This is a genomic window from Neobacillus sp. FW104-15D2 (genome assembly GCF_058790155.1).
Map to the genome: position 1 here is coordinate 53,661 of NZ_JBYTCJ010000002.1, position 13,960 is coordinate 67,620.

Below are 13,960 nucleotides of genomic sequence, written 5' to 3' on the forward strand. Positions count from 1 at the left end.
CTAAGGAGTGTTCATTCATTAAGTCAGCATGCAGAAATGCTTTCAGCCCTGGCATTTCCTCTCTGGTCATGTGATTCTTAACTACTATGCTCCATCACTGGTTGTTTTTATTTCTGTTCATTTTATTTATATAATCATACGTAGCGGCAATTCAATTGTCAAGAGCAATTCTTTACGATCTTTCTAATTGTTTTTTTAGCTTGCGAACATCACGGATGGTAAGGCCGAATTCCGACGCAAGTTCAATTGTGCCAGATGATTGTTCCCTTTGGATAAAATCGTGGAAATCGACTCCAAAAAGCCTGCCTTCCCCTGTTTGTGAATGAAATCCTTTTTCACTTGCCCTCATTTCCATCACCTGCCGTCCATCTTTAGTTTCCTTCTTAGTGTTACCAGCGCATTGAAAAAAATATCAAAACTAGAAAGTTTTTATTTTTAAAAAGGGAATGGCCGTATTTAACAAAAAAGGAATGAATTTCGTGCTGTTTTTCGTTAAAATAAAAAGCAGGCACAATAAGGAGGGGCACATGCTTAAGAAACTTGCAATAGTACTTATTTCGGCTGCTTTGTTCTCAGCCATTATTTTTCCTGAGCAGAAAATAATTGCAGCAAAAAGTTCAATCAGGATTACTGCCGACAAATTAAACGTCCGGGGAGGCCCCGGCCTCAGCTATCCTGTTGTTAAACAGGTTAAGCTTGGTGACCAATTTACTCTTATTAAAGAAGAAGACCAATGGTATCAAATTGATCTTGGCTACGGAAAAATAGGCTGGGTCGCCAACTGGTTTGCATCAAAAGGCCCTCAGCCTGAAGCTTCTGTATCAAAATTCCCTTCGGGTTCTAATGCAGAAGTAAATACAAATGGGCTTAGAGTAAGAAAAGGACCTGGTACAAGCTTTCAAATTACTGACTACTTGGACAAGGGCGAAAAGGTTACCATACTTGAAACCAATGAAAGCTGGAACAAAATCTCTGGTTCTTTTGGATCAGGCTGGGTGTCCAGGGAATTTCTAAATCCTTTAGCGAAAGAGGCCACTAAATCTGGCAACAGCACAAACGAAACCGGAAAGGTTACAGCTGATTCCCTAAATATTAGAAATACGCCTTCGTTAAACGGAGAAATTATTGGAAGGCTTTTGAATGGAGCAGAGGTAAAGATTTTATCAAGCCAACAAAGCTGGCTGGAGATCTCTTTTTCAGGAAAAAGGGGCTGGGTAACTTCTGAGTTTGTCAAAACTTCAAATTCAAATTCAGGGAACTCAACCAACAAACAGCCTGCTGGCGGCATTATAGGAACAATAACTGCCACGAGCTTATATGTAAGACAGAGTTCAGCCCTTAATGCAGGAATAATAGGTACAGTAACAAAAGGGGAGAAATTTTCAATCCTTGAAGAGGTAAATAACTGGGCGAAAATTGAATATAAAAAAGGGAAATTCGGGTGGATTGCAGGCTGGTATTTGGACAAGTCTTCCGCTGGAGATGGTACACAGGCAGGACAATCTGTCAAAGAAAGCACAATTACTGTCCTGCAAAATGGAACCAATATTCGTAAATCCCCTGATTTGGAATCTGATGTCCTAGTAAGAGCAAATGCGGGGAATGTTTTCCCTGTTAAAAGTATTAAAGGAAGCTGGTATGAAATTACCCTAAAAAATGGGACAAGCGCTTATATTGCCGGATGGCTGGTCTCTGTAAGCGGTTCTGCACCGCGGATTGAAAAAGCCGGTGCAGAGGTACATTTAAAAAATAAAATTATTGTTCTAGATCCAGGCCATGGCGGAGAGGATGGCGGAACAATTGGGGCAAATGGAACACTCGAAAAAAATGTAACGTTAAGAACTGCCAGCCTTTTATATGATAAGTTAAAAGCCGCAGGAGCCAATGTTATTATGACACGCAGAAATGATACATATATATCCCTTCGTTCAAGGGTTAGCGTTTCTCATTACCAGGGAGCAGATGCTTTCGTCAGTATTCATTTTGACAGCAATATGAGCAGAAATGCACGTGGCCTGACAGGTTACTATTATCATGACTATCAAAAACCGCTGGCTTCCTATCTTTATTCAGCGGTTGAAGAGCAGACCGGATTAAAAGAACGGGGAGTAAGGTTCGGGGATTATCATGTTTTGCGTGAAAACAAGCGCCATTCCACTCTTCTGGAGCTGGGCTATCTGAGTAATCCGGAAGATGAGATGCTCGCCAACTCGATACAGTTCCAGGAATCCGCTTCTTCCGGAATTTATAATGGCTTGGCAAGATACTTTAAGGAAAACTAAAATGTGAAAGCAAAAAAATCCATGCATGAAGATGCATGGATTTTTTAATCTTAACTATATTGTGAATTAGCCTTTACTTTCAACTATGAGGGTCACAGGTCCGTCATTAATCAGGGAAACATCCATCATAGCTCCAAAACGCCCAGTCTGTACGTTCAGACCTTTTTCACGAAGACGTTCATTAAAGGACTCATATAATCCTTCCGCCACTTCAGGCCGTGCAGCATTCATGAAATTGGGACGCCTTCCCTTGCGGCAGTCACCATACAAAGTGAACTGGGAAATGGAAAGAATGTCCCCTCCAGCTTCAAGCAGTGAGTAATTCATTTTTCCGGATTCATCTTCGAAGATACGCAGATTAGCGACTTTATCGGCAAGAAATGCAGCATCTTCTTCTCCGTCACCATGTGTTACTCCCACTAACAAAACCAGTCCTTTTTCAATTTGTCCGGTTATTTCCCCGTCTACCGCAACACTGGCCGTCTTGCTCCGCTGTATAACAACTTTCATTTTTTTAACCCCTTACCCTTAGTTCATAATCCTGCGGACAGAATAAATATCTGGAATTTGTTTGATACGGTCTACCACCCGCTGCAGATGATTTACATTTTGAATGGCGATTGACATAATAATCGTGGCCATTTTATTTCTGTCTGATTTTCCTGTAACAGCAGTAATATTGGTTTTCGTTTCATTTACTGCCTGTAGGACTTCATTCAGCAGCCCGCGACGGTCATATCCGCTGATTTCAATATCAACGTTATACTCCTTGCGGTCGCTAAGTGACGTTTCCCATTCAACAGGAATCAGCCTGGACTGCACATCATTCGAATCAATATTCGGGCAATCAGCACGGTGGACGGAAACGCCTCTTCCTTTTGTGATAAAGCCAACAATTTCGTCACCTGGAACCGGGTTGCAGCATTTTGAAAGACGGATAAGGAGATTATCAATACCGGCAACACGAACTCCCGATTCCCGCTTTTTAACAGCTGTAAATGATGGCTTAAGATCAGTTACGGCCTTTGAAATATTAGCTTCCTGTTCCTGATCACGTTTTTTGCGCCACTTCTCTGTAAGCCGGTTTGCTACTTGCAAAGCAGTTATTCCGTTATAGCCGACAGCTGCATACATATCTTCTTCATTAGTAAAATTAAATTTTTCCGCTACCCGCTTAAGATTCTCAGGAGTTATGATTTCTTTTAACTCAAATTCCATTGCGCGGATTTCCTTTTCAACAAGCTCTTTACCCTTTTCGAGATTTTCATCACGTCTTTGCTTCTTGAAAAATTGGCGGATTTTATTTTTGGCCTGAGACGTCTGGGCAAGCTTCAACCAGTCCTGGCTTGGTCCATAAGAATGCTTGGAGGTTAAAATTTCAACTATATCCCCTGTCTTCAGCTTATAATCAAGAGTTACCATTTTGCCGTTCACTTTTGCGCCTATTGTTTTATTGCCAATTTCTGAGTGGATACGATAAGCAAAATCAATAGGTACAGAACCGGACGGCAGTTCAATGACATCACCCTTTGGAGTAAATACGAAAACCATATCCGAGAATAGGTCTATTTTAAGTGATTCCATAAATTCTTCAGCATTTGCTGTATCATTTTGGAAATCAAGAATTTCCCTGAACCAGGTTAATTTCTGCTCAAAAGTAGAACTGTCATTAAGTTCTTTGCCCTCTTTATATGCCCAGTGGGCCGCAACCCCGAATTCAGCAATTCTGTGCATTTCTATTGTACGAATTTGAACCTCCAGAGGATCCCCTTTGGGGCCAATGACCGTAGTATGCAGCGATTGATACATATTTGGCTTAGGCATGGCGATATAATCCTTAAAACGGCCAGGCATTGGCTTCCAGCAGGTATGAATAATACCGAGTACCGCATAGCAATCCTTAATGCTATTTACTACAATCCTTACTGCAAGCAAATCATAGATTTCACTAAATTGTTTATTCTGAAGGACCATTTTACGGTAAATACTGTAGATATGCTTGGGTCTTCCAGAAAGATCGGCTTTAATAGTTACTTCCTGAAGTCTATCCTTCACTTCATCAATAACATCATCGAGGTATTGCTCACGTTCTGCACGTTTCTTTTTCATCAGGTTCACAATCCGGTAGTACTGCTGTGGATTTAGATACCTTAGCGCTGTGTCTTCAAGTTCCCACTTAATTTTAGAAATACCCAGCCTGTGGGCGAGTGGTGCAAAGATTTCTAAAGTTTCATTGGAAATTCTGCGCTGTTTCTCAAGAGGAAGATGCTTAAGAGTCCTCATATTATGAAGGCGGTCCGCCAGCTTGATCAAAATGACACGGATATCCTGTGCCATTGCAACAAACATTTTTCTGTGATTCTCGGCCTGCTGCTCTTCATGAGATTTATATTTAATTTTTCCTAATTTGGTTACTCCGTCGACAAGCATGGCCACTTCTTCGTTAAAGGCTACCTCAATATCCTTTAACGAAACTTGTGTATCCTCGACCACATCATGCAGAAAACCGGCAGCTACTGTAGCTGGGTCCATTTCCAGATCAGCCAGAATTCCGGCAACCTGAATTGGATGGATGATATAAGGTTCACCCGATTTTCTATATTGCTCACGATGGGCATGGCTGGCAAACTCGTATGCTTTTATCACCATGGCCACATTTTCCTCATTGAGGTAGGCCTTGGTTTTGTCGATGACTTGCTCGGCGGTCAACACCTGATCATTCGCCATTAAAATCACCTTTGCTTCATTTCATTTTACCAATCTTAACTTTCCGCCAAAGAAAAGGCCATTAGCGTCAGGTTTACGTCCAAAAAATAAATAATTCCGAATTTGTTATCTATTAAATGTCATTCCCCATAAACTTGTTACCCGGTCGGGTAAATTTAAAAATAGAATGATTGTTACTATTATCGAAAAAAAAAGTCAAGATGTAAAGGGATTACCAATGTTTTTTCTTGGATTAACAAAAAAAATGTCGAAATTCGCCTAAAATGATATAAACGAAAGGAGCACCTGTCTGAAAGTGCTCCTTTTTTTAAACAAAAGAAAAATAAATTAAACTTAGATAACGAGCTCCGTTTTAATGAATGCTTCGCTTAAAACTACTTATTAAAATTCCATTAATGCCATGATATCATAATCCTTAAGCTTGTCTCTTCCGTTTAAGTAAGAAAGCTCGATTAAGAATGCAATACCGGCAACTACACCGCCAAGCTCTTCAACAAGCTTAATGGTTGCCTCTATTGTTCCGCCAGTTGCGAGAAGGTCATCGGTAATCAAAACACGCTGGCCAGGTTTAATAGCATCTCGATGAATAGTTAAAACATCACTTCCATATTCAAGTCCATAAGTAACTTTCACAGTCTCGCGCGGGAGCTTTCCTTCCTTACGTACAGGTGCAAAGCCAACTCCCATCGAGTATGCCACTGGACAGCCAATAATAAAGCCGCGTGCCTCTGGTCCAACAACAAGATCAATTTCCTTTTCTTTTGCATACTCAACAATCTGGTCAGTTGCATATCTATATGCTTCGCCATTATCCATTAAAGTGGTAATATCTTTAAATTTAATGCCTGGTTTTGGCCAGTCGGGTACGATTGTAACGAATTGTTTTAAATCCATTCTTTTACTACCTCCTCAACTTCAGCCGACTCTTGAATTACCTGGTCAAACCAGCCCTTTAATTGCTGGAAAGAAGAATAAAGCAATTCATTTTCCAGTTTAAATTGTGCCTGTTTAGATTGGAATGTAACGGAGTCGGATAAGTCACGCTTCTGCGTTTGCTTTTTTAATGTAATAAATCCATTGTTTATTGTAACAAAATCAAGTTCAAAAAACACCTGTGACATAAAATCAATTGTCTCACGGGACCATCCTCGGTATTTTGCCAGATCGTCACCCTTGTGTTTTAAATCAAATGAGCCATTCTTTAATAAGAAACCATAAAACCACTTGAAGTGCTCCCGGGTAGGCAAAGTACTGAAAAAATCACTAGTCTCTTTATAAAACATGGCATAGATTCTTGAGGGCTTTTTGCCCTTTAACAGCTTTTCCAACATATCTTTAGAAGGAGGCATGTCTACCAGTGCAAGATAAGAGTTTGCTATATCTTCAGCCTCTGCTTTCTCGGCATTTTCAATGTGAATAATGTTGCCATTAAGTGCACCTGACAATTTCTCATATAAAGAAGGATCAAAAATCACAGATTTGCGGTCTTCCAAAGGAAGTACTTCCTCCAGTTTATTAAGTCTCTTCAATCCACGAAAATCAAAAAGCTGCCAGTCATTAACAGCAATATCCTGCACAAAAATTTGAGGCTTGCGAATATTATTCCACTCATTAATAGATAATTCACCGATAATCGAAACATTGGATGCGGGAGAGATATGGTCCGCAAGAGGACCAAGACCAAAACCAATTCCATCCAGGGATGCTCCCTCTCTAGCAAGAAGGATTTTCAAATGGTTCTTTTCACTTCCAATTTTTTTAAGAGACCCAATCCCAACCTTATCCAGGAGGATTTTGGGCTTTGGATTATCTACCCCAAATGGTGAAAGAAGATTCATTTCCTCCAGTGTATGCATGTTGATTTCCTGCAAATCTACTTCTCTGTCAAGCATTGTAACTGGGATAAAGTCTTCCTCGGTCAACTCACTTTCGGCAAGTGCATTCAATCGAGACCTAAGATCAGCCACATCATCAAGCTTCAAAGTCATACCGGCAGCCATCGGATGTCCTCCAAAGTGTGGCAATATGTCCCGGCAAGTTGATAGATTTTTAAATAAATCAAAGCCTTTAATACTTCTCGCCGATCCTTTTGCCAGCCCTTTTTCAGGATCAAAACTAAGGACTATTGTCGGCCGGTAAAACTTTTCAACAAGCCTGGAAGCTACAATACCGATTACACCAGCATTCCAGCCTTCCCTTCCGATTACAAGTACTTTGTTGGATTCCGGAGGAAAACGCTGTTCTACTTCCTCAATTGCTTCCTCTGTAATTTTATTTACAATTCTCTGTCTTTCCTTGTTTAAAGCATCCATTTCCCCAGCAAGGGATTCAGCCTCATCAGGATCATCTGTAAGCAATAAATCTACCGCTAAGTCCGCCGTTCCAAGCCTGCCGACTGCATTGATTCTTGGGGCGAGTGTAAACCCAATCGTTTCTTCGTTTATAGAAACAGGTTCTACTCCCGCAATCTTAAAAATAGCCTTTAATCCAATGTTTTGTGTAAATTTCAGCTTATCAAGACCCTTTTTTGCGATAAGTCGATTTTCTCCTGTTAAGGAAACTAAATCGGCAATGGTTCCGATAACAGCAATTTCCAGTAAATGTTCTGGTACCTTGCCATATAAAGCATGGGCAAGCTTAAAAGCTACACCAACGCCGGCAAGTTCCCTAAATGGATAAGGACTGTCCTCCAATTTAGGATGAATAATGGCCAGCGCTTCAGGCAATTCCGGGCCTGGTTCATGGTGGTCTGTTATGATTAAATCTATTCCAAGGTCTTTTGCAACAGCCGCTTCATGAAGCGCTGCTATCCCAGTATCAACAGTAATAATTAAATTAATTCCCATTTCAGCAGCATGACGGAATGCCGCTTCATTCGGACCGTAACCTTCAGTAAAACGGTTCGGTATGTAATATTGCACATCCGCCCCCAAGTCGCGAAGTGTGAGCATTAAAACTGAAGTGCTGCTTACACCGTCTGCATCATAATCCCCATAAACAAGAATCTGTTCCCGCTTTTCAATGGCTGTCTTAATTCTGGAGACGGCGATGTCCATATCCTTCAATAAGAATGGATCATGAAAATCGTTCTGGGCAAACAAAAAATACCGTGCCGCATCGACGGTATCTAATCCACGATTTACAAGCATAGATGCCACAATCGGCGTAATTTTTAATTCATTTGCCAGCTCTTTCATCTTCTGTCGATCGGATTGGCGAACAATCCATCTTGTCTTCGACTTTAACATACGTTCACCCCTCAGCCTTTCTTATTATACAGGAGGCAGATACGGCTTTCAATGAAAGAAAAATGGTTATTCCGTTGCTATAGTCCCAGAATTATTTTTTGCAGTTTTATTGGGTTAGAAACAGGTGAGCGGTAAATGCCTGATTAGTGGGAACACAAAAAAACATCGACTGGATGGTTTCACTCAGAATTACCTCTTCGCATATACAAAACTCCTACAAAAAGAGGCTGCCCCATTGGGACAGCCTCTTTAAAAATTATACTTGTGGCTGGTCGGAATACTTTCTTTTCTCTTTTACTGTTTTGATAGTTCCTTTTTTCTTAAGCTCTCTTCCTTTTAGAACTACCCAAAGGGAAGCAGCAATAAAGATAGAAGAATACACACCCACTAATAAACCTACAAGCAGGGCAATGGAGAAGTTACGAATTGCCTCACTGCCGAAAATTAGCATCGCGATAACTGTAATTAGAACTGTCATTACTGTGTTAACTGATCGGGACAGAGTTTGGCGGATACTGATGTTAACAACATCGAGAATATCCTGGAATGTTTTAAGACGCTTTTTCTTTTGCATATTTTCCCGCATACGGTCAAAGGTCACAATCGTATCGTTAATGGAATAACCGACAATTGTCAGTACTGCTGCAATAAACGTTAAGTCTACTTCAAGTCTTGTGATACTAAAGAATGCAACCATAAAGAATGCATCATGGAGCAGAGAAGCAATTGCCGCTATTGCCATCCATAATTCAAAACGAATGGATACATAGATAATGATACCTATGGAAGCAATCAGAATTGCATAGAAAGCATTTTTTGCAAGTTCTTTTCCAACGGTAGGTGAAACTGTGCTAACGTTTGGCTCAGAGCCAAACTCCTTTTTGAAATCTGATTTTAAATCAGCGATTTCCTCTTTCTTGAGAACCCCGATAAATCTGGCTGCAGCAATTTGCTTTTTATCTCCGGAAATAACTACATCATCCGTTGTAAGGTTATGATCCTTTAACGCTGATTGTACCTTCTCGACTGTTAGCGGCTTGTTGGATAAGACCTCAACACGGGTACCGCTGGAGAAATCAATAGCAAGATTCAGTCTGAATACAAGAAGGATAACTAATCCGGCAGCTAACAGAATACCTGAAAGGATGAAAAATTTCTTTCTGTTTTTCATAAAATCAAAACGGTCAAATCTAGTTGGCAGATCTAAAGTATCAAAGTTCTCTTTGATATCTTTAATTTCAGATTCTTTTACACCAAACCAGCTTGGCTTTTTCAAAGCACGGCTGTGAACCCATAATCCAAGCAGCAAACGAGAACCATAAACGGCAGTCAGGAAGCTGAGCAGGATGCTCAAAATGAGCATGGTCGCAAAGCCTTTTACTGAGCTTGTACCATAGAAGAACAGCACAGCAGCTGTAAGAATGGTTGTCAGGTTGGAGTCCAAAATGGATGAAAAGGCATTCTTTTCCCCAGCCTGGAACGCGGACTTAATGGATTTTCCTACTTTTAGTTCTTCTCTAATCCGCTCGTAGGTAATGATATTCGCATCAACGGCCATACCGACCCCGAGTATAATCGCGGCAATTCCCGGCAGGGTCAATACTCCGTTCATCCAGTCAAAGATCAGCATTACCAGGAATATATAGATGCTTAAAGAAATGGTTGCGATAAAGCCTGGGAAACGGTAATAGAAAATCATAAACGCAAAAATTAGGATGACGCCAATTATACCTGCTGTAACGGTATCATGCATTGCCTGTGTACCAAATTTAGCACCAACAGACGTTGAGTAAATTTCCTTGAGTTGAACAGGAAGGGCACCCGCATTTAAAAGGTTGGCAAGGGTTTGAGCTTCTTTAGCTGTAAAGCTGCCGACAATTGAAACCGTATCCTGGTTAAATACTTGTTTAACAGTTGGAGCAGACAGGTATTTTGGTTTTTCCTTACCTACTTCATTTTTAAAGGATTGACCTTTTTTGTAATCGAGCCAAATAACAAGAAAGTTATTTGGATTCATATTAACGATTTCCTGGGTAACTTTTCGGAACTTATCAGCACTCTTCAATTTCAGGGAAACACTTGGCTTTCCGTTTTCATCAAAGGTTTGTTTTGCACCATTTTGGGCCAGATCTGTTCCGTCCATCATCAGGCGGTCATTGGCATCCCGGAATGACAGATTTGCCTGTGTTGATAAGATTTTCCGAGCTTCATTCTGATCCTCTACTCCGGCAAGCTGGACGCGGATCCTGTTTTTGCCCTCAATTTGGATGCTTGGCTCACTAACCCCCAGCACGTTAATCCGGCGGTCAAGTGCTTCTGCTGTACTTGCAAGGGCCTTTTTATCGATAACTTGTCCCTTTTTCGCTGGCTTGACTTCATATAGGACTTCAAATCCGCCCTGAAGATCTAATCCCAGCTTAATATTGTTTAGAATGTTCTTGGTAGTGGCTCCCATTGTGCCCCCAATTAGCAGGACGACCAGCAGGAAAGCGATAATTCTACTGCGTTTTACCATTATATGTAGTTCCTCCTTAAGCTTGAGCAAAGCACGATCACTTTTCTGAAAATGCTAAAAAAGTCATTGTTTTTATTATGAAATAAGATGGTAAAGCTGTCAATTTCCCAAAAAGTAGAAGTATGGCGAGTTTATTTAAGGAGTTCTTTCCAATCCTGTTCATCTTTGAGGGAAAACTCAGGGTTTTTATAAGCCTCAATGGCTGCAAAGCTCATATAATCACTGACTTTTACAGCAAGAATTTCTTGAACAATTTCGTACAATTTTTTTTCCTCTGCTGGCTTCTTCCATCTTTTCCTGGTTAGAAAATTCCACAGCTCGTCCTCGGTAACGGTTTCATATCCAAGCAGACGAAATTCCTCCAGTTTGCTTTCTAAAGCAGGTTTGACTCCATTTCGATAATAATCATACATATGGCCAATTCCCATATTAACAGCCTCCCGCCATTGTTCCCTTTTTTATAATCTATTTAAAAAGTAATCCTCCTTGTCATGCTTTGTCCACCTCTGTGCATATAGTTAATTGTATATGAAATCCACTATTTTGAGAAGGTGGGAAAAGGAATGTCAAAGTTTTTAAAGGGGACAATCATCCTGCTTATAGCAGGTTTGATCACAAGGGTGCTGGGATTCATTAACCGCATCGTTATCGCCAGGTTTATAGGCGAAGAAGGTGTAGGTTTATATATGATGGCCTTTCCTACTTTTATACTTGTTATTACGATTACACAGCTAGGCCTGCCTGTTGCAATATCAAAAAATGTTGCTGAGGCGGAGTCAAGAGGAGATTATGCTGAGATAAAACGTATTTTGGTTGTATCTCTTGCTACGACAATCGGTTTATCGCTTATTTTTACTCCGGCACTTCTTCTTCTTGCCCCAATTCTTTCAAAAACTCTTTTTACAGACCCGAGGACTTATTATCCTTTAATGGCTATAGCACCGGTCGTCCCGGTGATAGCCGTTTCTTCGGTCTTAAGGGGATATTTTCAGGGAAGGCAGAATATGAGGCCAGCGGCGAACTCGCAAATACTGGAACAAGTGGTTCGTATAGCATTGATTGCCTTGCTTACAAAGACTTTCCTGCCTTATGGGGTAGAATATGCTGCCGCTGCGGCCATGTTTTCTTCTGTCATAGGCGAAGTAGTTTCCCTTATCTATTTAATGACCGCTTTTAAATTAAAAAAACGCTTTAAACTCAGGAAGAACTTTTTCAATTTTGTCAAAACCGGCAAAAACACCTTTGGCGACTTAATGAGCATTGCTCTACCAACTACCGGAAGCAGAATGATTGGATCAATTGCCTGGTTTTTTGAGCCAATTGTAGTCTCACACAGCCTGGGTCTGGCTGGTATTGCTGCAGTTGCTGCAACAAGGCAATATGGTGCGCTGACGGGATTTGCACTGCCCCTTCTATTTTTGCCATCATTCGTCACAAATTCATTATCTACATCACTTGTTCCTGCCATTAGTGAAGCCAATTCACAGAATAACAGCAAGCTGATAGAATACAGACTCCAGCAGGCACTGAAATTTTCTTTTTTAACCGGAGGACTTGCAGTCATCATACTTTATGTTTTAGCAGATCCTTTAATGGAACTCATGTACGGCTCCACAAGCGGTTCCCATTTTATTCGGCTTATGGCTCCATTCTTTTTGCTTTATTACTACCAGGGACCCTTGCAGGCAGTTCTCCAGGCACTTAACTTAGCAAGGGCAGCAATGATTAACAGCCTAATTGGGGCGGTTGTAAAAACAGCAGTCATTTTTCTGCTCGCCTCCCAGCCCTCATTTGGAATCAACGGGGCTGCATTAGGAATCATAACTGGTTTTGTGCTTGTAACACTTCTTCATTTTGCTACTGTCTTAAAAAAGATTAGCTTTTCCTTCTATGTTTGGGAGTATGTAAAATGCTTTGTAATTATATTAGTCTCAGGTTGGGCTGGCTATTTGTTTTTTGGCGGTGTCATGCTGGAAGAAAAACTTGTAATAAGAGTTTTAACCTCCACCTGTATCATGTCCGCCATTTATTCCGTGCTGACACTGCTTTTTGGATTAATAAGCAAAGATGAACTCCGCTACCTTCCATGGGTTGGCAAACCCCTTTCCAGATGGTTATATAGGTGAATAATGAAGGTATGTAAGAAAAGCGCAAGCGCCCGTTCAGCGAAGCAACTACTTGAGTAAACTTCCTGTAACTGCTTCTCTGAATAGACGACATGCAGCTTTGCGACGAGCTGAACATAAGCTTCTTTGAAAAAGCTGTGGCGCAGGAGCACTGGAGTTCGATGTTGACTTATCGTAGGGAGAAGCGGGATGGACACTAGCTGCACCAAGTATCACCTTCGGTCATACTTGATGCAAGATATTCAAAGATGCTTTTCAAGGTTGAAAACTCGCTGGGCGCTGGAGCTAGACAAATTAAAAGGTAAAACTTCATACTTCCTTAACAATTAAAAAAGCGCAGTAGCTCAAACTGCGCCTTTTTACTCTTCATCTTTTTTGTCTACAAAAAACTGTCCGCCTTCGAAACTGCAAAATGATATTCTTTTTACATCTGGGTAACCTTTTTTCTTGAGTTCCTGTCGGAGCCAAAAGTTGGTCTTGTCTATCCTTTTAAGGTTTTCCTCCTGAACAGCACCATCGACAATTAGGGGAATTGTCATATCACCATCTTTTTTAGGATCTTTTTCCAAAACAGACAACTTCCCAGAGGGCTCTAAAATGGCAAACTCTACGTCTGCTATACTTCTTATATTTTTTTCTCTTAATTGCAGGAGAAGGTCATCGAAATTATAACGCTGCTTTCTCATTGCTCCTTCGTCAATCTTTCCATTTTTAATGATAACAGTAGGCCTTCCATCGATTAAATCCCTGAATCTTTTGCTTTTAAGGGAAATGATTGCAAGAGTCAGTTGAATCATCATTAAAATTACCATGGGAATAACTGTGTGCATGACCGGGAGTTTTAAATCCTCGATTGCTACGACAGCCATTTCGGCAATCATGATAAATACAACAAGATCCAGAATGCTTAGCTCACCGATTTCTCTTTTACCCATAAACCTGAAGATAACTAAAATAAGAATGTAAAAAAGAATTGTACGAGAAATAATTACCAAGTATTCTTCCAACTATATTTCCCCCTAACTAAGTCAACCTGTAGTATTAACTCTTTGTCTGGACTTT

Annotated in this window: 10 protein-coding genes and 1 other annotated feature (1 of these 11 running past the window's edge); of the genes, 2 read left to right on the plus strand and 8 right to left on the minus strand. The window is 40.7% G+C overall.

The annotated features are described in order from the left end of the window. Positions 1–107, minus strand: a binding site (T-box leader) (it extends 127 nt beyond the left edge of the window). Between the two features lie 65 nt (positions 108–172). After that, positions 173–349: a hypothetical protein gene (locus tag AC3WR0_RS02050; protein ID WP_027319933.1), complete on the minus strand. Its 177-nt coding sequence runs from the start codon at positions 347–349 to the stop codon at positions 173–175. Between the two features lie 178 nt (positions 350–527). Between AC3WR0_RS02050 and AC3WR0_RS02055 the strand changes: the two genes are divergently transcribed. After that, positions 528–2,282, plus strand: coding sequence for an N-acetylmuramoyl-L-alanine amidase family protein (locus AC3WR0_RS02055; RefSeq protein ID WP_492550759.1), 1,755 nt, complete (start codon positions 528–530; stop codon positions 2,280–2,282). Between the two features lie 66 nt (positions 2,283–2,348). On the opposite strand, the gene dtd is transcribed toward AC3WR0_RS02055, so the two are convergent. From dtd to AC3WR0_RS02085, 6 genes are all read right to left on the minus strand, one after another. Then, entirely contained in the window at positions 2,349–2,792 is a 444-nt protein-coding gene (gene dtd, locus AC3WR0_RS02060; protein ID WP_492550760.1) for a D-aminoacyl-tRNA deacylase, read from the minus strand. An 18-nt stretch (positions 2,793–2,810) separates the two neighbouring features. Beyond that, positions 2,811–5,009 carry a RelA/SpoT family protein gene (locus AC3WR0_RS02065; RefSeq protein ID WP_492550761.1) on the minus strand — a complete coding sequence of 733 codons (2,199 nt, stop codon included), beginning with the start codon at positions 5,007–5,009 and terminating at the stop codon, positions 2,811–2,813. A 381-nt stretch (positions 5,010–5,390) separates the two neighbouring features. Continuing rightward, entirely contained in the window at positions 5,391–5,903 is a 513-nt protein-coding gene (locus tag AC3WR0_RS02070; protein ID WP_492550762.1) for an adenine phosphoribosyltransferase, read from the minus strand. Next, on the minus strand, positions 5,894–8,257 hold the full coding sequence (gene recJ / locus AC3WR0_RS02075; RefSeq protein WP_492550763.1) for a single-stranded-DNA-specific exonuclease RecJ: 2,364 nt from the start codon (positions 8,255–8,257) through the stop codon (positions 5,894–5,896). Before recJ ends, AC3WR0_RS02070 begins: the two co-directional genes overlap by 10 nt. A gap of 256 nt (positions 8,258–8,513) precedes the next feature. Then, positions 8,514–10,772: a protein translocase subunit SecDF gene (gene secDF, locus AC3WR0_RS02080; protein WP_492550764.1), complete on the minus strand. Its 2,259-nt coding sequence runs from the start codon at positions 10,770–10,772 to the stop codon at positions 8,514–8,516. Between the two features lie 131 nt (positions 10,773–10,903). Continuing rightward, positions 10,904–11,200 (minus strand): post-transcriptional regulator, encoded by a 297-nt coding sequence (locus AC3WR0_RS02085; protein ID WP_492550765.1) that lies wholly within the window; start codon positions 11,198–11,200, stop codon positions 10,904–10,906. A gap of 135 nt (positions 11,201–11,335) precedes the next feature. Here AC3WR0_RS02085 and spoVB point away from each other — a divergent pair, with 135 nt between their 5' ends. Beyond that, positions 11,336–12,898, plus strand: a complete 1,563-nt coding sequence (gene spoVB, locus AC3WR0_RS02090; RefSeq protein ID WP_492550766.1) for a stage V sporulation protein B — start codon at positions 11,336–11,338, stop codon at positions 12,896–12,898. Positions 12,899–13,257: 359 nt separating this feature from the next. Here spoVB and AC3WR0_RS02095 read toward each other — a convergent pair whose 3' ends face one another. Further along, positions 13,258–13,905, minus strand: a complete 648-nt coding sequence (locus AC3WR0_RS02095; protein WP_492550767.1) for a DUF421 domain-containing protein — start codon at positions 13,903–13,905, stop codon at positions 13,258–13,260. Between the last annotated feature and the right edge of the window lie 55 nt (positions 13,906–13,960).

Excerpts from the sequence above, each read along its gene's own strand:
- AC3WR0_RS02050 (WP_027319933.1), bottom strand. The coding sequence starts at position 349 with ATGAGGGCAAGTGAAAAAGGATTTCATTCACAAACAGGGGAAGGCAGG.
- AC3WR0_RS02055 (WP_492550759.1), top strand. The coding sequence starts at position 528 with ATGCTTAAGAAACTTGCAATAGTACTTATTTCGGCTGCTTTGTTCTCA.
- dtd (WP_492550760.1), bottom strand. The coding sequence starts at position 2,792 with ATGAAAGTTGTTATACAGCGGAGCAAGACGGCCAGTGTTGCGGTAGAC.
- AC3WR0_RS02065 (WP_492550761.1), bottom strand. The coding sequence starts at position 5,009 with ATGGCGAATGATCAGGTGTTGACCGCCGAGCAAGTCATCGACAAAACC.
- AC3WR0_RS02070 (WP_492550762.1), bottom strand. The coding sequence starts at position 5,903 with ATGGATTTAAAACAATTCGTTACAATCGTACCCGACTGGCCAAAACCA.
- recJ (WP_492550763.1), bottom strand. The coding sequence starts at position 8,257 with ATGTTAAAGTCGAAGACAAGATGGATTGTTCGCCAATCCGATCGACAG.
- secDF (WP_492550764.1), bottom strand. The coding sequence starts at position 10,772 with ATGGTAAAACGCAGTAGAATTATCGCTTTCCTGCTGGTCGTCCTGCTA.
- AC3WR0_RS02085 (WP_492550765.1), bottom strand. The coding sequence starts at position 11,200 with ATGGGAATTGGCCATATGTATGATTATTATCGAAATGGAGTCAAACCT.
- spoVB (WP_492550766.1), top strand. The coding sequence starts at position 11,336 with ATGTCAAAGTTTTTAAAGGGGACAATCATCCTGCTTATAGCAGGTTTG.